The sequence below is a fragment of the Brevibacterium sp. FAM 24630 genome (assembly GCF_049804075.1).
Taxonomy (GTDB): Bacteria; Actinomycetota; Actinomycetes; order Actinomycetales; family Brevibacteriaceae; genus Brevibacterium.
The window spans coordinates 88,087-107,850 of the sequence record NZ_JBNBZD010000004.1; the positions used below are offsets into that span (position 1 = coordinate 88,087).

The window sequence follows — 19,764 nt, forward strand, 5'->3', positions numbered from 1 at the left end:
CGAAGGAAACCCCATGAGCAAGACAATCGCATTCATCGGACTCGGCATCATGGGCCTGCCCATGGCCAAGAACCTCGTCGCCGCCGGCTTCGACGTCCGCGGCTTCAACCGCACCCCGGCCAAAGCCGATTCCCTCGCCGAGGCGGGAGGAACCGCCGCAGCCACCATCGCCGAGGCGGTAACCGGTGCCGATGTCATCATCACCATGGTCCCGGACTCACCCGACGTCGAAGCCGTGCTCACCGGCGACGACGGCATCCTCGCCCACGCCGAGCCCGGCGCCACCTGGATCGACTTCTCCACCATCCGCCCCGACGTGGCCAAGCAACTCGCCGAGCAGGCGAAGGAAACCGGACTCAAACCGCTCGACGCTCCCGTCTCCGGCGGAGAGCCCGGCGCCGTCGACGGCGTTCTGTCGATCATGGTCGGCGGAGACAGAGCCGACTTCGACTCCGTGGCCGATGTCTTCGACGCCGTCGGCAAGACCATCGTGCTCGTCGGCCCCTCGGGCGCCGGTCAGACCGTCAAGGCCGCCAACCAGCTCATCGTCGCCGGCAACATCGGCCTGCTGGCCGAAGCCGTCGTCTTCCTCGAAGCCTACGGCGTCGAGACCACCCCGGCGCTGCAGGTCCTCGGCGGGGGACTGGCCGGATCCAAGGTGCTCGAACAGAAGGGGCAGAAGATGCTCGATCGTGAGTTCGGTCCCGGGTTCCGCCTGGAACTCCACCACAAGGACATGGGCATCGTCACCGCCGCCGCGCGAGAGGCCGGAGTCGCCATCCCGCTCGGGTCCGCCGTCGCCCAGCTCGTCGCCTCGACCGTGCAGCAGGGCAACGGAGGACTCGACCACTCGGGTCTCTTCACCGTCGTCGAACAGCTCTCCGGGAAGAACGAGAACTGAAACGGCCGCCTCGGCGAGGGTGATCAGCCCGTCGCGAGGCCACACCAGCCGGGCGGGGCCGTCGGCCCAACGACACCGACGGCCCCGCCCCACCACGAACCGAGCCGGCGACAGTGTCGTCGTCGGTTCATGAACAAAGGACGAACAATGACACGTATGCGCGCAGTCGACGCCGTTGTGCTCATCCTCGAAAAGGAAGGCGCGACGGAGACCTTCGGCCTGCCGGGAGCCGCGATCAATCCGCTGTACTCGGCGATGAAGGCCCATGGCGGCATCCGCCACACCCTGGCCCGTCACGTCGAAGGGGCCTCCCACATGGCCGACGGTTACACCCGTTCGGCACCGGGCAACATCGGCGTCTGCCTCGGCACCTCGGGGCCGGCCGGCACCGATATGATCACCGGCCTCTACGCCGCGGCCGCCGATTCCCAGCCGATCCTGTGCATCACCGGCCAGGCCCCGGTCGCCGTGCTCGACAAGGAGGACTTCCAAGCCGTCGACATCGCCTCGATCGCGAAACCGGTGACGAAGATGGCCAAGACGGTGCTCGAAGCCGGGCAGGTCCCCGGAGCCATTCAGTCTGCGTTCCAGATCATGCGCTCGGCCCGACCCGGGCCCGTGCTCATCGACCTGCCCATCGATGTGCAGCAGACCGAGATCGACTTCGACATCGACACCTACGAACCGCTGGCGCCGTCGAAACCTGCGGCCACCTCGGCGCAGGCGGAGAAGATCCTCGACCTCATCGCCGAGGCGGAGCATCCGCTCATCATCGCCGGCGGCGGAATCATCAACGCCGATGCGTCCGATCGGCTCGTCGAATTCGCCGAACTCACCTCGATTCCGGTCTCACCGACCCTCATGGGCTGGGGCACCATCCCCGATGACCATGTGCTGCAGGCCGGGATGGTCGGCATCCAGACGCACGTGCGCTACGGCAACGCCTCCTTCCTCGAATCGGACCTCGTCATCGGCATCGGCAACCGCTGGGCCAACCGGCACACCGGTGACCTCGGCGTCTACCGGAAGGGGCGGAAGTTCGTCCACATCGACATCGAACCGACGCAGATCGGGCGCGTGTTCTCGCCCGACTACGGGGTGGTCTCGGACGCCGGAGCGGCCCTCGAGGCACTCATTGCGGCCGCTCGCGACCGGGCCGGCTCTCTGCCGGACTTCACCGGCTGGGCCGGTGAGTGCACGGCACGGAAGTCGACCGAGCACCGGAAGACGAACTTCACCGAGGTGCCGATCAAGCCGCAGCGGGTCTACCAGGAGATGAACCAGGCGTTCGGCAAGGACGTCACCTATGTATCGACGATCGGGCTGAGTCAGATCGCCGGAGCCCAGATGCTCCACGTCTACCGGCCGAGGCGCTGGATCAACGCCGGACAGGCCGGCCCCCTCGGTTGGACCGGGCCCGCGGCTCTCGGCGTGGCCAGGGGCAAGGCGGGCGAAACCGTCGTCGCCCTGTCCGGTGACTACGACTTCCAGTTCATGCTCGAAGAACTCGCTGTCGGCGCGCAGCACAAGATCCCCTACGTCCACGTCGTCGTCAACAACTCCTACCTCGGGCTCATCCGCCAGTCTCAGCGCGGATTCGAGATGGACTACGAGGTGTCGCTGGCGTTCGAGAACATCAACTCCGCCGGGTCCGGCTCGGCGGGGTACGGAGTCGACCACGTGGCCGTGGCGCAGGGGCTCGGATGCAAGGCGCTGCGGGTCGAAGACCCCGAGCTCATCGGCGAAGGACTGCGCGTGGCCAAGGAACTTATGGACGAACATCAGGTGCCCGTGGTCGTCGAGGTCATCCTCGAACGCATCACGAACATCTCGATGGGAGCCGCGCTCGATGCGATCAACGAGTTCGAGACCCTGGCCCAGACCCCGGCGGACGCTCCGACGGCGCTGACACCGATGGGAGAACTGGCCGCAGCGAAATAGGCTGGGCCGAAACGCCCGGGACGAGTAGGCTAGAACGGTATACCGAACCCGCATACACCGGCCGCCCGGGTCGGGCGACTGAGGAGGAACATTGAGCAATGACGCCAACTTCGATCTGATCATCCACGCCGAGAGGGCTCTGCTGCCCGACGGCACCGACTCCGTGAAGATCGGTGTCGCGGACGGAAGGATCGCTGCGATCGCCCGCGGTGGCCAGGATCTGGATACGGCCGCCTCGGCGGGGGCGACGATCATCGAGGTTGGAGCCGATCAGGTGCTGATGCCCGGGCTCGTCGACTCCCACGTCCACGTCAACGATCCCGGTCGTGCCGAGTGGGAGGGATTCGCCAGCGCCACTCGCGCGGCCGCGGCCGGGGGAGTGACGACGATCGTCGACATGCCCCTGAACTCGCTGCCGCCGACGGTCAGCGTCGCCGCGCTCGACGCCAAACGCGAGGTCGCCGGCCCCAAGGCCTTCGTCGATGTCGGCTTCTGGGGCGGGGCGATCCCCGGCAACACCGCGGATCTGCGTCCTCTGCACGAGGCCGGGGTCTATGGGTTCAAGTGCTTCCTCGAGGACTCCGGGGTCGAGGAGTTCCCTCCGCTGGAGCCGGATGAGATGGCCGCCGACATGGCCGAGATCGCCGCTTTCGACGGGATGCTCATCGTCCACGCCGAAGACCATGCGGTGATGGCTGAAGCGCCGAAGAACTCGGGTCCGAAGTTCGCTGATTTCCTCGCCACGCGTCCGCGCGAGGCCGAGAACGTCGCGATCGCCCGCGTCATCGACGCGGCGCGGGCGACCGGGGCGAGGGCGCACATCCTCCACCTGTCCTCGGCGGATTCGCTCGACCAGATCGCTGCGGCCAAGGCGGAAGGCATCAAGCTCACCGTCGAGACCTGCCCGCACTATCTCGTCTTCACCGCCGAGGAGATCCCCGACGGGGCGACGACGCACAAGTGCTGCCCGCCGATCCGTGAGGAGTCGAACCGGGAGGCGCTGTGGCAGGGACTCATCGACGGCACGATCGACTGCATCGTCTCCGATCATTCGCCGTCGACGGCCGAACTCAAACTGCTCGACACCGGTGACTTCGGTGCGGCCTGGGGCGGAATCTCCTCGCTGCAGCTGGGGCTCTCGCTCGTGTGGACCGAGGCGGCCAAGCGCGGCATCGACCTCGCCGAGGTGGTCCGCTGGATGTCCGCGGCACCGGCGGCCGTGGCCCGGGTGGCGAACAAGGGTGCGATCGCTGAGGGCAATGACGCGGACTTCGCCGTATTCGCCCCCGACGAGGAGTGGACCGTGCATGCCACGGATCTCTACCACCGCAACCAGATCAGCGCGTACGACTCCCGCGCCGTCCGCGGTCGCGTGGTGCAGACGCTGCTGCGGGGAGCCCCGGTCGACTTCGAAACCCCGACCGGCCACCTCCTCACCGCCCGCTGACCCTCCCTTACTACCCGACGGCGGCCCAGCAACCTCGCGCGAGATTGCTGGGCCGCCGTCGGGTAGTCCGGGGAAGAAGTTATCCACAGATTGCCTTCGCCTATTGCCGTTCGGAGTCGAATGATGCAGTTTGGTGTCATGTACTTGTGTATGACGACCGCGAAGCTGTATCGGCTGGGGTTTTCCAAGGACGAAGTCAGACGCGCTGTGCGCTGCTGTCTGAGACGCATCGCCCGTGGGCGGTATGTGGCGACCGGGTCCTGCGAAGACGCACGGCATGAAGCCATCTGGGCGGCACTGAGTGAGGAGGACTTCGAGGAGTTCGCCCACCGAGACGATATGCGCGATGAGATCGAACCCTTGCGGGTCCTCATCCGCACCCGTGCCGAACAGATCCACACTGCATCCGGGCGCTGGCGAGTGACGAAGGGTCGCGAGGTCTTCTCCCACCTCTCGGCCGCCCTCGTCCACGGTCTGCCGATTGCCTACCCTGCACAGACGCGGGTGGAGGTGTTCCGACCGAACGTCAGCCGCAAGTACCGTCACCTCTACGTCCGCAACCGGGAGATCCCCTCGGCGCATCGGAAGATGGTCGGCATCTACGCGGTGACGACGGTGGAGCGCACGCTCATCGATGTCGCCCGCGACTACGACCCTGATGTGTCCGTGCCGATGCTCGACGAGGCGATCCGCCGACGTCTGACAAGCCGGCTGCGGTTGGAGGCCGTCCTCGAGGAGTGCCCGGAATCCCGCGGCGACGCTGCCGTCCTCTGCGCGCTGAACTTGACCGACGGGCGCAGGGAGGCACCGTCGGAGTCCATCGCCGCCGTGCGGTTCTTCGAACACGGGGTCGCCGGCTTCGAACCGCAGGTCGAATTCTTCGGTGACCACGGCGAGGTCTTTGCCCGCGTCGACTTCTGCCATCGGGACGCCAAACTCATCGTCGAGATCGACGGCGTTGAGAAGTACACGATGAACGGCCGGACTCCCCGCGCGAGCATCGCCGCAGAGAAGGCACGGGAGGCCGCTCTCGAAGCCCGAGGCTACAAGGTCATCCGTCTGACCTTCGGCGAACTCTTCCGCACCGCGCCCTTCGAGCGGATCCTCGGCGTGCTCGCCTCACGGTTGCGCACCGGATGATCGCGGAAGCACCCGACGGCGGCCCAGCAACCTGGCGCGAGGTTGCTGGGCCGCCGTCGGGTAGCAATTAGGCACCGAGTTGGGTGCGGAGGCGGGCGACGTGGCCGCGCGCGTCGACATTGTATTCGGCGTGGGTGAGGGTGCCGTCGGCGCCGATGACGAAGGTTGAACGCTGCGTGCCCTGGAAGGTGTGCTCGCCGATCGTCTTCTGCCCGTAGCTGCCGTAGGCCTTCGCGACGGCAGCGCCCTCATCGGAGAGCAGAGAGAACGTCAGCCCCTCCTCGGCGGCGAATTCCTTGAGCGACTCCGTATCATCGGGCGAGATGCCGAGGACCTCGAACCCGGCGGCCGCGAGCGCGGAGAGATTGTCCCGGAAATCGCAGGCCTCGGTCGTGCAGCCCGGCGAGGCAGCCTTCGGGTAGAAGTAGAGGATGACGCGGCGGCCGGCGTAGTCCTCCTTCGACACGGTCCGCCCCTCGGCGTCGGTGAGGCAGAAGTCGGGAGCGATGTCCCCGACGGCAAGCTGAGTCTGAGTGATCATGGTGAATCCTTTCGTCATTGAGTGGTGCTTCCAGCGGCCACGAGTGCGCACGCATGCGCGGCCGTGTCCTCGATGAGCGCTTCGGCGCGCTCGGACAGGGTGGTCAGATCGGCCGGGCCCGGTGCGATCGACAGAGCGGCCGTGATCCCTGCCTCCCGGCACTGCGCGGGCGAGAGCCCGACGCGTCCGGCGATGACGATCACCCGCGCCGAGGCGGGGGCGTGGTGCCGCACGGCCGCGACGACCTTCCCGCCCAGGGACTGCGAGTCGAACGATCCCTCTCCGGTGAGGACGATGTCGGCCTCGGCCAGGGCCGCGGCCAGTCCCACGGTCTCGGCGACCATGGTGGAGCCGGGCACCACCTCGGCGCCGAACAGCGTCGTGAGCACCAATGGGATACCGCCGGCGGCCCCGAACCCCGGCGTCGCAGCCAGTGCCTCGGCCTCGGTGGGGGAGGCGGCGAGCACCTCGGCGAGGTGGCCGAGCCCCGTATCGAGCACGGTCACGGACTCCGCGTCGGCGCCCTTCTGCGGGCCGAAGACCGCGGCGGCTCCGCGGGGTCCGGTCAGCGGATTGTCGACGTCGACGGCGATGCGCCAGCGCACCGTGCGGGCGCGCGGGTCGAGATCCGTGGTGTCGACGGCGGCGACCGCGGCCAGCCCTCCGCCGCCGGGAGTGACGGAAGCGCCGCCGGCATCGACGAAGCGGGCGCCGAGGGCCGCGGCGATGCCGACTCCGCCGTCGGTGCTCGCCGAACCGCCGATGCACAGCAGGATCTCCTCGACGCCGAGATCGAGCACGGCCCGGGCGATGAGGCCGACCCCGAACGTGTCGGCGCGCTCGGGCTGCAGCGGCACGTCCGAGACCTGGGGCAGTCCGTTGGCCTGCGCGGCCTCGATGACTGCAGTCGTGCCGTCGGGGGAAATGCCGAACGCCGCCGAGGCGGCCCTGCCCAGGGCGTCGACCGTGTCCACGGTGCGTCGCGGGGTTCCCCAGACCGCGAGCAGCGCATCGAGAGTGCCCTCCCCTCCGTCGGCGAAGGGCAGCTCGGTCACGGCGGCGTGCGGGAAGGCCGTGCGGGCGCCGCGGGCCAAAGCGGCCGCGGCCGCCGGCGCGGATGCCGAGCCTTTGAAGGAATCAGGGGCGCAGACGATCCTCGGGTACGCGGCCGCAGCTGTTCGTGCGGCCGGTGCCGAGGTGCTGTGTGTCGAAGATGTGTCGCTCATTCCCTCATTCAACCTCATCGTCGGGAGCGGGATCGTCCTCATGCCATTATCCACGATTCGGAATAAAGTTTCCACAAAATGGTGTGAGCAATTTGACATTGCCGCGCAGGCCCAGCACACTCGAACCAGTTGTTCGGAAATGGTATTCCGAACCGTGAAAACCCGTCAGTGCACGTCAAGGAGGTCACCGTGGACCTGGCCGAGTTCAATCGACTCCCAGCCGACGAGGCCCGGAATGTTCTGCGCCCCTGCCTCGACGTCGACCGGTGGATCGACGCGGTCATCGCCGCACGGCCGTTCCCCGACCTCGACTCCGCGCTGGAGTCGGCACGCAATGACGCCGCCCCGCTGCGCACCGACGAGATCGACGCCGCCATGTCCCACCACCCCCGCATCGGGGAGAAAGCGAAGGGACAGAGCGCCGAGGCGGCCCACTCGAGTCGTGAACAGGCCGGACTCGGCACCCTCGACGATGAGGTGCAATCGCAGCTGGCCGCCGGAAACGCCGCCTACGAGGAACGCTTCGACCGAGTGTTCCTCATCCGTGCCGCCGGGCGCACACCCGCAGAGGTCCTGTCCGAGCTGCAGCGGCGCATGGACAACACCGATGCGGACGAAACCGCCGAAGTCGGCGAACAGCTGATCCAGATCGCCGCCCTGAGACTCGAAGGAATCCTCGCATGAGCTTCATCACCGCCCACGCCCTCGACTCGACCGTCGGCACTCCTGCCGCAGACCTCGAAGTCACCCTCTACGCGGGCGACGAAGAGATCGTTTCGGCCCGCACCGACGACAACGGGCGCGTCTCCGACTTCGGCCCCGACCACCTCGAACCCGGTGACTACCGGATCGTCTTCGGCACCGGCGCCTACTTCGCCGCCCGGGACATCGACCACTTCCACCCCGTGGTGACGATCGACTTCACCGTCCAGGCCGGGCAGGCTCACTACCACATCCCGCTGCTGCTGAGCCCCTTCGCCTACAGCACCTACCGCGGCAGCTGAGCCGCCCCCACAGCGACATCAGGGGAAGCAGGCCCCCTGCAGGATCAGATCCTCAACAAACCGCCGAAGCCGACCGGAAACTCGCCGGCAGGCCTCGTCAATCGAATGGTCACGGTATGCGCATGCCCGCATGCCGACGAACTGGAGGAATACCAAGATGAGCAAGGTCCGACTGACATCGAACCAGTACGGCAAGGCGGAGAACCGACTGATGCGGGTCTACCGCGACTCCGAACGCCACGAACTCCGCGATCTCAATGTCACCTCACAGCTGTGGGGTGACTTCGAGACCGCGCACACCGAAGGCAACAACGAACACGTCGTCGCCACCGATACGCAGAAGAACACGGTCTTCGCGAAGGCCAAGGAACTGGGCGTGAGTTCGCCCGAACAGTTCATCATGGGTCTGGCCGACCACTTCACCTCGAGCTTCGACTGGGTCACCGGCGGACGCTGGGAAGCCGAGGAGTACGGCTGGAGCCGGATCAACGATCACAATCACTCGTTCTTCAAGTCCGCCCCCGAGGTGCGCACCGCCGTGTTCACCCGTGACGGCGACAAGGACACACTGATCTCCGGCTTCAACGGACTCACCGTGCTCAAGACGACCGAATCGGGCTTCGTCGGCTACCCGAAGGACAAGTACACGACCCTGCCGGAGACCGAGGACCGGATCCTCGCCACCGACATCGCCACCCGGTGGATCTACAACTCCACCGATCTCGATTTCGAGGCCGTGTACAAGCAGGTCAAGGAGATCATCCTCGACTCCTTCACCGACCACTTCTCCCACGCTCTGCAGCACACCCTCTACCAGATGGGTGAGAAGGTCATCGAGGCCGTGCCGCAGATCGACGAGATCCGCTTCTCCTGCCCGAACAAGCACCACTTCCTCTACGACATCGAACGGTTCGGGCTCGAGAACCCGAACGAGGTCTTCATCGTCGCCGACCGTCCCTACGGCCTCATCGAAGCCACGTTCACCCGCGAAGGCGTCGACGAGAACAAGGACGCGTGGGCACAGATCGCCGGCTTCTGCTGACCCGGCGCACCACCTGCTGAGTCAGCAGAGCCGCTGCAGCAGGTCTTTCAGTCTCCGGGCTCCCGGCCGGGACACGGCTCCGGGAGCCCGGACCCCGTGAGAAGGAAACCCCGAAATGACACAGGACACCACCTCGGCGAGTCTGAGGAGCACCACCGACGAAGAGGTCGATGAATGGCTCGAGTCCTGGGAGGGACTCGTCAACGTGCGCGGAACCCTGCGCGCCGGCGAGATCATGGAGGCGCTGCGCCGTCGCGCAGCCACGAATTCCGTCGCCCAGCCCAAGGTCACCACCACCGACTACGTGAATACGATCCCCGCCGATCAGGAACCGACCTATCCCGGCGATGAGCGGATCGAACGCCGCTACCGGAAGTGGCTGCGCTGGAACGCGGCCATGCTCGTCCACCGCGCGCAGCGGCCCGAGATCTCCGTGGGTGGACACATCTCCACCTACGCCGGAGCCGCAACCCTCTACGAGATCGGATTCAACAACTTCTTCCGCGGCCAGGACCATCCCGGCGGCGGCGACCAGGTCTTCTTCCAGGGCCACGCCTCACCGGGAATGTACGCGCGTGCGTTCCTCGAGGGCCGCCTCGGCGAGGCCGATCTCGACGGGTTCCGGCAGGAGGTCTCACGTGCTCCGCACGGGCTGAGCTCCTACCCGCACCCGCGGCTGATGCCCGAATTCTGGCAGTTCCCGACCGTGTCGATGGGGCTGGGTCCGATCAACGCGATCTATCAGGCGCAGATGAACCGCTACCTGCACCACCGGGGGATCAAGGACACCACCGATCAGCGGGTGTGGGCGTTCCTCGGTGATGGGGAGATGGACGAACCCGAATCGCGCGGGGCCCTGCAGCTGGCCGCGAATGAGGGGCTCGACAACCTCACCTTCGTCATCAACTGCAACCTCCAGCGCCTCGACGGGCCCGTGCGCGGCAACGGCAAGATCGTCCAGGAGCTCGAAGCGACATTCACCGGCGCCGGCTGGGACGTCATCAAGGTCCTGTGGGGTCGAGAATGGGACGACCTCCTGGCCGCCGACCGCACCGGCGAACTCGTGCGGATCATGAACGAGACCCTCGACGGGGACTACCAGACCTTCAAAGCCGAATCCGGTGGATTCATCCGCGACAACTTCTTCGGCCGCTCCCCGGTGACCAAGGGCCTCGTCGAGCACCTGAGCGATGACGACATCTGGAACCTCAAGCGCGGCGGCCACGATTACCACAAGGTCTTCGCCGCCTATCAGCGGGCGGTGAACACCACGGGCCGGCCCACGGTCATCCTCGTCCAGACGGTCAAGGGCTACGGGCTGGGTACGAGCTTCGAATCCCGCAACGCCACGCACCAGATGAAGAAGTTCACCGCCGCCGACGTCAAGGCCTTCCGCGATCGGATGGACATCCCGATCTCCGACAAGGTCATCGACGACGACCCCTACGCGGTGCCCTACTACCATCCGGGCACCGAAACGGAGGAGATCCAGTACCTGCTTGAGCGGCGCCGCGAGCTCGGCGGGTTCCTGCCGGCGCGGAAGCCGGAGAACAGCAAGGTGACCCTGCCTGCGGTCAGCGACAAGGCGTTCGCACAGACGAAGAAGGGGTCGGGCCAGCAGCAGGCTGCGACGACCATGGCCTTCGTCAGACTGCTCAAGGACCTCATGCGGGAGAAGGGACTCGGCGAGCGGATCGTGCCGATCATCCCCGATGAGGCCCGGACATTCGGCATCGACGCGTTCTTCCCGACCGCGAAGATCTACAACCCGAACGGGCAGAACTACCTCGCCGTCGATCGTGAGCTCTTCCTCTCTTACAAGGAGGCGACCTCGGGTCAGCTGCTCCACGTGGGCATCAACGAGGCCGGTGCCGCCGCCGGATTCACCGCCGCCGGCACCGCTTACTCCACTCACGGCGAACCGATGATCCCGATCTATGTGTTCTACTCGATGTTCGGCTTCCAGCGCACCGGCGATGCATTCTGGGCCGCCGGTGACCAGATGACCCGCGGGTTCATCATCGGCGCCACTGCCGGACGCACCACCCTGACCGGGGAGGGGCTCCAGCACGCCGATGGGCATTCGCCGGTGCTGGCGGCCACGAACCCGGCCGTACGTGTCTACGATCCGGCCTACGGGTACGAGATCGGCCACATCGTCCGTGATGGGCTGCATCGCATGTACGGCGAGCACGACCTCGGCGAGGATGTGCGCAATGTCATGTACTACCTCACCGTGTACAACGAACCGATGCTCCAGCCGCCCGAACCCGATGATGTCGACGTCGAGGGCATCCTGCGCGGCATCCACCGGATCGCGGAAGCCGGATCCGGCGCCGAGGCGGAACCGGGGTCCCGCCCGCAAGCGCAGCTGCTCGCCTCCGGCGTGGCCGTGCCTTGGGCGCTTGAGGCCCGCGAGCTGCTCGCCGCGGACTGGGGCGTCGATGCGGCCGTGTGGTCGGTGACCTCGTGGGCGCAGCTGCGCCGGGACGCCCTCGAAGTGGAGGCGGCGAAGCTGCACGAGGTCGAGGCGGAACCGCGTGTGCCGTATGTGCGCCAGCGCCTCGGGGCCGAGGCCGGACCGATCGTGGCCACAAGCGATTTCGATTCGACCCAGCCGGACCTCATCCGGCCGTTCCTGTCGCACGACTTCGCGACACTCGGTGCCGACGGCTTCGGCTTCTCCGACACTCGGGCGGCGGCCCGCCGGCACTTCAAGATCGACGCCCATTCGATGGTGGTCCGAACCCTGCAGCTCTTGGCCGAACGCGGGGAGGTCGATCCCGGCACCCCCGCCGAGGCGGCCCGACGCTACCGACTCACCGACGTCAACGCCGGGACCTCGGGAACCGCCGGCGGCGATTCCTAAGACCCCGGCCCTGGGCATGCTCTGGGCAATCCCCAGGGCAAGCCCCTGGGCTTCGGCACCGAAACACGGGCGCTGGATCGAAGCACGGGTGTACACCCGGGTCTCGGTCCAACGCCCGTGTTTCGGCGGAGACGACTGGTGGCGCCGACTACCGGTCGGTGCCCTGCATCTCCGCGGAGATGCGGTCGGCGGCGGCCCGCAGAAGCGGAACGGCGCGGTCGGCGAAGCTCTTGTCGACGCGGCTGACCGGCCCTGACACCGAGATCGCCAGCGGTGCGGGGGAATCGGGGATCGCCATTGCGAAGCACCGCACCCCGAGCTCCTGCTCCTGCTCATCGATGGCATAGCCGCGTTCGCGGATGCGCTCGAGCTCGGCCTCGAGCTCGGAGACCGAACCGATGCTGAACTCCGTGGGTGTGGGCATGCCCGCGGTCGTGACGATGTGGCGGACCTGCTCGGAGTCGAGACCCGCGAGGATCGCCTTGCCGACGCCCGTGTCGTGCATATGCGCCCGGCGTCCCACCTCGGTGAACATGCGCATCTGACGTTCGGAGGCGACCTGATCGACGTAGACGACCATGTCCCCGTCCATCGTCGCGACATTCGCCGACTCACCGAGTTCGGCGACGAGGTCGCGCAGGTAGGGGCGGGCGATGGCCCCGAGCTGGGAGCCGGCGAGGTTGCCCAGCCGCACGAGCCCCGGACCCAGCGCATAGCCGCGATTGGGCAGCTGCCGGACCACGCCGAGGTTGACCAGCGTGTTCAGCAGACGGTGGATTGTGGGCAAGGGCAGGTTGACGTCGGCTGCGATATGGCTCAGCGTCGCCGAGCCCGCGGAGTTCGCGATGCATTCGAGCAGACCGAACGCACGCTCGACGGACTGCACACCGCCCTTGGTCTGGCGGATTGCAGGAGTGTCCTTGCTGCTCATCGATCATCCTTCTTCCGGGGGATGTTTCGGCTGTGAAACTGGGTTCAGTCTAATCCCGAAATGGAAGAAACTTTCCGAATCGGTGAATAACCTCTAGAATTTCCACTAGGTAGAAGATAATGTCCGTAATACGGAAAATCAATATCAGAGAGGATATTGCCCATGGCCGCAACCAGTCCCGGATACTCCATCACCCTGCGCGTCGGCACGACCGTCGGAGAGTCGTCGACGTCCGACCTCGTGGCCGCAGCCGCGGCCACCGGTGCGGGGGTCACGGCGCTCGACGTCGTCGAATCCACCCCGCACACGGTGACCATCGACGTCAGCGCCGACACCCGCGACGTCGCCCATGCCGGTGAGGTCTCCGACGCGCTGGAGAAGCTGCCCGGGGTCGAGGTCCACAAGGTCTCGGACCGGACCTTCCTGCTCCACCTCGGCGGCAAACTCGAATCCGCCTCGAAGGTGCCCCTGCGCAACCGCGATGATCTCTCCCGCGCCTACACCCCGGGCGTGGCCCGCGTGTGCCAGGCGATCGCGAAGAACAAGGACGATGCCCGGCGGCTGACGATCAAACGCAACACCGTCGCCGTCGTCACCGACGGCACCGCGGTGCTCGGACTCGGCGACATCGGCCCCGAAGCGGCCATGCCCGTGATGGAGGGCAAGGCCGTGCTGTTCAAGCAGTTCGCCGGCGTCGATGCCTGGCCGGTGGCCCTCGACACGAAGGACACCGAGGAGATCATCGCGATCTGCAAGGCCATCGCCCCGGCCTACGGCGGCATCAACCTCGAGGACATCGCCGCCCCGCGCTGCTTCGAGATCGAGGCCCGACTGCGCGAAGAGCTCGACATCCCGGTCTTCCACGATGATCAGCACGGCACCGGCGTCGTCACCCTGGCCGCACTGAAGAACGCACTCAAGGTCGTGGGCAAGAGGATCGAGGACCTGCGCATCGTCATCTCCGGCGTCGGGGCGGCCGGTAACGCGATCATCCGACTCCTCCAGGTCGCGGGGGCCACGAACATCATCGCCTGCGGACGAGGCGGCGCGATCGGCCCGCACTCGACCGTCGACACCGAGCACAAGAAGTGGCTGCAGGCGAACACGAACCCCGAAGGCTTCGACGGATCCCTCAAGGAGGCCGTCGTCGGCGCGGATGTGTTCATCGGCGTCTCCGCCCCGAACGTCCTCGACGGCTCCGACATCCAGGCGATGAGCTCCGACGCCCTCGTCTTCGCCATGGCCAACCCCGACCCGGAGGTCGACCCCGCCGAGGCGCTGAAGTACGCAGCCGTCGTCGCCACCGGACGCAGCGACTACCCGAACCAGATCAACAATGTGCTCGCCTTCCCCGGCATCTTCCGCGGCCTGCTCGACGCCGAGGCGACCGACATCGACGAGAACATCATGGTCGCGGCCGCCGACGCCATCGCCTCGTGCATCCCCGAGGACGAACTCCACCCCGGCTACGTCGTCCCCTCGGTCTTCGACCCCGAGGTCGCGGCGAAGGTTGCCGAGGCGGTCGCGGCGGTTTCGTCCTGAACGGAGCGCGGCCGCTCCGAGAGTCGCCGTGCCCAGGTGCGGGGAATGAGAGACAATGAACACAGGCCCGGCATCGCCGCCCCGCCGTTGAATCCTGTGCAGAGAAAGAGAATGTGAAAGTGGAACGATCAACACTGGCTGATATCGACTCACTGCTGGGGGACACGGATGAGCTCCTGAAGCGGAGCTATCCGGGCGAACGGGATGTGCGCCAGCCCGTGCACACCGTCTACGTGCCCGGGGACCGAACGACACCGGACCTGCCGTACCAGTGGGGCCAGCAGGCGCTCGAATGCGTCGAGGCCCACGGTGGCATGCTCCAACTGGCCGAACGCGTCATCACCGCCGCCCGCAAGGAAGCCGGCCCCGGCCCCGCCGGGCAGATGCCCAGCCTCCACCAGGTCGCCCGGGAAGCCGAAATGCTCGCCGAGGCGGTCACCGCGAAGCTCGAGCGCGAACCGATCGAGGACCTGCGCCTGGACTTCGAAGACGGGTTCGGCGATCAGGGCGATGAGAGCGAAGACCGGTGGGTGATCCAGGCCGCCCGCGACGCGGTGGCCGGGCGCAGCGAGACCGGGGCACCGGCGTTCGTGGGCATCCGCTTCAAGTGCATGGAGGAGGACACACGAGCCCGCGGGCTGCGCACCCTCGACCTCTTCCTCTCCGAACTCGTCAGGGCCGGCGGGCAGCTGCCGGACAACCTCGTCCTCACTCTGCCGAAGGTCACCACGATCGACCAGGTGCGCGCCATGGTGATCGCCTGCCGCAGCCTCGAAGCCGAACACGGCCTGGCCGAGGGCACACTGACCTTCGAGATCCAGGTCGAGACCCCGCAGCTCATCCTCGGCGCCGATGGCACCGTGCCGCTGGCCCCGGCCCTGCATGTGGGGGCGGGTCGGGTCACCTCTCTGCACTACGGCACGTACGACTATTCTGCGTCGCTGGGTGTGGCCGCGGCCTACCAGGCCATGGACCACCCGGTCGCGGACTTCGCGAAGAACCAGATGATGCTCGCCGTCGCCGGCACCGGGGTCCACCTCTCCGACGGTTCGACGAACATCCTCCCGCTGGGCGAACCCGCCGAGGTCCACCACGGGTGGGCACTGCACGCCAGCCTCGTGCGCCGCCATCTCAAGCGCGGAATCTACCAGGGCTGGGACCTCCACCCGCATCAGCTGCCGACCCGGTTCCTCGCGACCTTCGCCTTCTACCGCGAAGGCGGAGCGAAGGCCGCCCAGCGCCTGTACAACTATGTGTTCAAAGCGGACTCGACCGTCCTCGACGAACCGGCGACCGCGAAGGCGCTCGCCCGCTACCTCGACCGCGGACTCGTCTGCGGTGCCCACACCGAGGATTTCGTGACCTCCCGCACGAACCTCAGCCTTGCCGAACTCGGGCAGCTCGCCCGCACCGGATCCCTGGACTGAGAACACACCGACCGAAGGAGACCCCGCCCATGACGACGACCGATCCCTACACCTATTGGGCTCCGACCGGAGGCCACCCTCCGCAGTCGGATCTGCTCACCGACCGCGCCCTGGTCACCGAGGCCTATACGGTCATCCCGCGCGGAGTGCTGCGCGATATCGTCACCTCGAATCTTCCCGAATGGACCGGGACACGGTCCTGGGTGCTGAGCAAACCCGTGGCCGGGGGAGCGGTGACGTTCTCGCAGACGATCCTCGAAGTCACCCCCGGCGGCGGCTCCGAGAAGCCGGAACCGCAGCCCGAGGTCGAAGGATTCCTCTTCGTCATGGCCGGCCAGCTCGAGGTCACCCACGAGGGGCAGGCCCACACTCTGACCCCCGGAGGGTTCGCGTTCCTGCCGGCCGGTTCGACGTGGTCCGCGAAGTCCACCGGCACCGAGGCGGCCCGTTTCCATTGGGTGCGCAAACGCTATCAGCCCGTGGCCGGGCTGACCCCGGAGGCGAAGTTCGGAAACGAGGCCGAAGTCGAGCCCTCGCCGATGCCCGGCACCGACGGCCGGTGGCGGACGACGCGTCCGCTCGATCCGGAGGATCTCGCCTACGACATGCACGTCAACATCGTCACCTTCGAGGCCGGTGCGGTCATTCCGTTCGCGGAGACGCACGAGATGGAGCACGGGCTCTACGTGCTCGAAGGCAAGGCCGTCTACCGTCTCAACGGCGACTGGGTCGAGGTGCAGGAAGGCGACTTCATCTCCATGCGCGCCTTCTGCCCGCAGGCCTGCTACGCCGGGGGACCGGGGCGGTTCCGCTACCTGCTCTACAAGGACGTCAACCGTCAGGTCGAACTCTGAACCGAGCGTGAAAACGACAACTGCTTGCCGGAAGTGATTCCGGCAAGCAGTTGTCGTTTCCGCTGTTTCGGCGGCGCGCAGTTGAGTCTTGGAACGAACCGACTCAGATGAGCTGCAGGGTCCGCGAGGTGTACTCGGAGAGTTCCTTGAGCAGCGTCTCGTCGTCGGCGAGGTCGCGGCCGAGCGAGGGGATCATGTCCTTGAAGTTCTTCTCCCAGCCCGCGTACTCACGCGGGAAGCAGGTCTTGAGCAGCTCGATCATGATCGGCACGGCCGTCGACGCACCCGGTGAAGCACCGAGCAGAGTCGCCAGCGAACCGTCGGCGGACGAGATGAGTTCGGTGCCGAACTGAAGGACACCGCCCTTCTTCGGATCCTTCTTCATCACCTGCACGCGCTGACCGGCCTGGATGAGCTCCCAGTCGCTGGGGTCGACGGAGGGGATGAAGTTGTGCAGGGCCTCGAAGCGGGCCTTCTTCGTCGCGGCGAGCTCACCGAGGAGATACGTGACGAGGTCCGTGTTGTCCTTGGCGACATTGAGCATCGTGGCGATGTTGTTTCCGCGCACGGAGAACGGCAGATCGGTGAAACGGCCCTTCTTGAGGAACTTCGGCGAGAAGCCGGCGTAGGGGCCGAACATGAGGTAGTCCTTGCCGTCGACGACACGGGTGTCGAGGTGCGGCACGGACATCGGGGGAGCATCCTGAGCGGCCTGGCCGTACACCTTCGCCTGGTGGCGGGCGACGAGATCCTGGTTCGCGGTGCGCAGGAAGTAGCCGGAGACCGGGAAGCCGCCGTAGCCGCGTCCCTCGGGGATGCCGGACTTCTGCAGCAGCGGCAGGGCTCCGCCGCCGGCACCGACGAAGACGAACTTCGCGCCCACTTGATGGGTCTCATGCGAGAGCAGATCCTTGACGGTGATCGTCCAGCCGTCGGAGGAACGGTCGAGGTCGGTGACCTGGTGGCTGGTGCGCACGGTCGCGCCCTTGTCGGCGACGTAGCTGAGCAGCTGACTCGACAGAGCGCCGAAGTCGACATCGGTGCCCTGCTGGATGCGCGAGGTGCCGTTGACCTGTCCGGGGCCGCGGCCCTCGAACATCAGCGGCAGCCATTCGGCCTGGGTGGCCGGATCCTCGGTGTACTCCATATCCGCGAACAGCGGGTTGCGCACCATCTGCTCGTAGCGGTTCTTGATGTAGTCGCGTCCCTTGTCGCCGCGTCCGTAGCTGACGTGGGCGATGGGGTTGATGAAGGACTTCGGATCAGTGAGCACACCGGTGTCGACGAGGTGGGACCAGTACTGGCGCGAGTGATGGAACTGCTGGTTGATGTTCGAGGCCTTTTCCAGGTCGATATGACCATTGGAGTCCTCGGGGGTGTAGTTGAGTTCGCAGAGTGCGGCGTGGCCGGTGCCGGCGTTGTTCCAGGGGTCCGAGCTCTCCGTGGCCACATAGTCGAGCTTCTCGTAGACACGGATGTCCCAGTCGGGCTGAAGTTCGGTCAGCATGGCACCGAGCGTGGCGCTCATGATGCCGCCGCCGATCAAGACGACGTCGACCTTTTCCTGCGGTGAGGGCATTTGGACTCTCATTCCTCGTCACTGACTGCTTGTAGTTGTCTCTCAGCGTACTCTTCGGATGCCGCAGTGCCGTAACCAGGGCCGACCGGGGCCCGCGGTGGGAGAGCATTCTCACAGCGGATGGGTGTCCGCGAAAACCGTGCAGATCCGACCGATCGGACACTTTGGCAAGACAGTCTGTGTCGCGTGCCACAAGGTGTGCAAATATGGGCACATGTCCAAACGTTTCCTTCTCCGTGACGCGCTGGCCGAGTTCCCTCCGTATGCCCCCGGCAAGCCTCCCGTCAATTCCCCGGGCCTGACTCCGTACAAACTGTCCTCGAACGAGAACCACCTGCCGCCGCTGCCAGGCGTCCTCGACGCCGTCGCCTCCGCCTCGGCGATTCCGGGGAACTATCCCGACCCCACGTCGGCCGCGCTCGTGGCCGATATCGCCTCCCACCTCGGGGTCGAACCCGCTGAGGTGGTCCCCGGCGCCGGTGCCTCCGAAGTCCTGTCAGCGTTGACGAACATCACGCTCGAGGACGGCACGTCCGTGGTCTACCCGTGGCCGTCGTTCGAGATGTACCCGATCCTCGCGGCCGCCCGCGGTGCGCAGAAGCGCCCCGTCGACCTCCTCGACGACGGTCGCCACGACTTCGGTGCGATGGCCGCGGCCATCGATGACACGACCCGGCTCGTGCTGCTGTGCTCGCCGAACAACCCGACGGGTCCGACGATCACCGATGCCGAACTCGAAGGGTTCCTCACCGAGGTGCCCGAGGACGTCATCGTCGTTCTCGACGAGGCGTACCTCGAATTCGCCAGCGAGGCGGCCGATGGTCTGGCGGCGCGGCGGAAGCATCCGAATCTCGTCCTCGCCCGAACCTTCTCCAAGGCCCATGGGCTGGCCGGTCTGCGGGTGGGCTTCGGTATCGCCGATGCCGAGATCGCCTCGGCGCTGCGCCAGGTCATCGCCCCATTCTCCGTCACCGCCGGTGCCCAGGCCGCGGCTCGGGAATCTCTGGCTCGGATCGACGAGGTGGCCGTGCGGGCCAAGCAGGTTGCGACGGTGCGCGACCGGTTCGCCGATGAGCTGCGCAAGCTGGGTCTCACGGTCCCCGAGGCACAGGGCAACTATGTGTGGATCGCCCTCGACCCCGAGGCGGCAGTCGCGTTCGAAGGCGCCTGCGCTGAACAGGCCGTAGCCGTGCGTCGTCTGCAGGGCGGTGTGCGGGTGAGCATCGGACCCGATGAGGCTCTCGAACGCGTGCTCAAGGTCGCTGCCGCTCTATGACGACGAGTGCGAACTCGACCGTGAGTGCGGATTCGACCGGGAGC

Annotated in this window: 16 protein-coding genes; 12 read left to right on the top strand and 4 right to left on the bottom strand. The window is 66.7% G+C overall.

The window, feature by feature from the left end; all coding sequences use genetic code 11:
- Positions 1–13 precede the first annotated feature (13 nt).
- From ACPUD7_RS04675 to ACPUD7_RS04690, 4 genes are all read left to right on the top strand, one after another.
- Complete coding sequence (locus ACPUD7_RS04675) at positions 14–901, top strand: 2-hydroxy-3-oxopropionate reductase (protein ID WP_425119290.1); 888 nt, start codon at positions 14–16, stop codon at positions 899–901.
- Positions 902–1,048: 147 nt separating this feature from the next.
- The gene (gene gcl, locus ACPUD7_RS04680) at positions 1,049–2,842 is read left to right on the top strand and encodes a glyoxylate carboligase (RefSeq protein WP_425119291.1); all 1,794 of its coding nucleotides are present in this window, start codon (positions 1,049–1,051) and stop codon (positions 2,840–2,842) included.
- A gap of 91 nt (positions 2,843–2,933) precedes the next feature.
- The gene (gene allB, locus ACPUD7_RS04685; protein ID WP_425119292.1) at positions 2,934–4,289 is read left to right on the top strand and encodes an allantoinase AllB; all 1,356 of its coding nucleotides are present in this window, start codon (positions 2,934–2,936) and stop codon (positions 4,287–4,289) included.
- A 150-nt stretch (positions 4,290–4,439) separates the two neighbouring features.
- Positions 4,440–5,429 carry a DUF559 domain-containing protein gene (locus ACPUD7_RS04690; protein WP_425119293.1) on the top strand — a complete coding sequence of 330 codons (990 nt, stop codon included), beginning with the start codon at positions 4,440–4,442 and terminating at the stop codon, positions 5,427–5,429.
- Positions 5,430–5,496: 67 nt separating this feature from the next.
- Here ACPUD7_RS04690 and bcp read toward each other — a convergent pair whose 3' ends face one another.
- Both bcp and ACPUD7_RS04700 read right to left on the bottom strand, forming a co-directional pair.
- Positions 5,497–5,970, bottom strand: a complete 474-nt coding sequence (bcp, locus tag ACPUD7_RS04695; RefSeq protein ID WP_135537353.1) for a thioredoxin-dependent thiol peroxidase — start codon at positions 5,968–5,970, stop codon at positions 5,497–5,499.
- 14 nt (positions 5,971–5,984) lie between these two features.
- Positions 5,985–7,196 carry a glycerate kinase gene (locus tag ACPUD7_RS04700; RefSeq protein WP_425119294.1) on the bottom strand — a complete coding sequence of 404 codons (1,212 nt, stop codon included), beginning with the start codon at positions 7,194–7,196 and terminating at the stop codon, positions 5,985–5,987.
- 189 nt (positions 7,197–7,385) lie between these two features.
- Here ACPUD7_RS04700 and uraD point away from each other — a divergent pair, with 189 nt between their 5' ends.
- The 4 genes from uraD (at position 7,386) to aceE (ending at position 12,111) form a co-directional block, all read left to right on the top strand.
- Positions 7,386–7,880: a 2-oxo-4-hydroxy-4-carboxy-5-ureidoimidazoline decarboxylase gene (gene uraD, locus ACPUD7_RS04705; protein WP_135537351.1), complete on the top strand. Its 495-nt coding sequence runs from the start codon at positions 7,386–7,388 to the stop codon at positions 7,878–7,880.
- A complete protein-coding gene (uraH, locus tag ACPUD7_RS04710; RefSeq protein ID WP_425119295.1) occupies positions 7,877–8,200 on the top strand; it encodes a hydroxyisourate hydrolase in 324 nt (107 codons plus the stop codon). The genes uraD and uraH overlap by 4 nt, the downstream gene beginning before the upstream one ends.
- A 157-nt stretch (positions 8,201–8,357) precedes the next feature.
- The gene (gene pucL / locus ACPUD7_RS04715; RefSeq protein ID WP_425119296.1) at positions 8,358–9,242 is read left to right on the top strand and encodes a factor-independent urate hydroxylase; all 885 of its coding nucleotides are present in this window, start codon (positions 8,358–8,360) and stop codon (positions 9,240–9,242) included.
- 115 nt (positions 9,243–9,357) lie between these two features.
- The gene (gene aceE / locus ACPUD7_RS04720; protein ID WP_425119297.1) at positions 9,358–12,111 is read left to right on the top strand and encodes a pyruvate dehydrogenase (acetyl-transferring), homodimeric type; all 2,754 of its coding nucleotides are present in this window, start codon (positions 9,358–9,360) and stop codon (positions 12,109–12,111) included.
- Positions 12,112–12,259: 148 nt separating this feature from the next.
- On the opposite strand, the gene ACPUD7_RS04725 is transcribed toward aceE, so the two are convergent.
- Positions 12,260–13,042 carry an IclR family transcriptional regulator gene (locus ACPUD7_RS04725; protein ID WP_425119299.1) on the bottom strand — a complete coding sequence of 261 codons (783 nt, stop codon included), beginning with the start codon at positions 13,040–13,042 and terminating at the stop codon, positions 12,260–12,262.
- Positions 13,043–13,204: 162 nt separating this feature from the next.
- Between ACPUD7_RS04725 and ACPUD7_RS04730 the strand changes: the two genes are divergently transcribed.
- From ACPUD7_RS04730 to ACPUD7_RS04740, 3 genes are all read left to right on the top strand, one after another.
- Positions 13,205–14,584 carry an NAD-dependent malic enzyme gene (locus ACPUD7_RS04730; protein WP_425119300.1) on the top strand — a complete coding sequence of 460 codons (1,380 nt, stop codon included), beginning with the start codon at positions 13,205–13,207 and terminating at the stop codon, positions 14,582–14,584.
- Positions 14,585–14,703: 119 nt separating this feature from the next.
- Positions 14,704–16,011, top strand: a complete 1,308-nt coding sequence (locus tag ACPUD7_RS04735; RefSeq protein WP_425119301.1) for a DUF6986 family protein — start codon at positions 14,704–14,706, stop codon at positions 16,009–16,011.
- A gap of 29 nt (positions 16,012–16,040) precedes the next feature.
- Positions 16,041–16,865 carry a bifunctional allantoicase/(S)-ureidoglycine aminohydrolase gene (locus tag ACPUD7_RS04740; protein ID WP_135537344.1) on the top strand — a complete coding sequence of 275 codons (825 nt, stop codon included), beginning with the start codon at positions 16,041–16,043 and terminating at the stop codon, positions 16,863–16,865.
- Positions 16,866–16,968: 103 nt separating this feature from the next.
- Here the strand turns inward: ACPUD7_RS04740 and ACPUD7_RS04745 are convergent, their stop codons facing one another.
- Positions 16,969–18,444 (bottom strand): malate:quinone oxidoreductase, encoded by a 1,476-nt coding sequence (locus tag ACPUD7_RS04745; protein WP_425119302.1) that lies wholly within the window; start codon positions 18,442–18,444, stop codon positions 16,969–16,971.
- A 214-nt stretch (positions 18,445–18,658) separates the two neighbouring features.
- On the opposite strand from ACPUD7_RS04745, the gene ACPUD7_RS04750 reads away from it, so the two are divergent.
- The gene (locus ACPUD7_RS04750) at positions 18,659–19,720 is read left to right on the top strand and encodes an aminotransferase class I/II-fold pyridoxal phosphate-dependent enzyme (protein WP_135537342.1); all 1,062 of its coding nucleotides are present in this window, start codon (positions 18,659–18,661) and stop codon (positions 19,718–19,720) included.
- Positions 19,721–19,764: the final 44 nt, after the last annotated feature.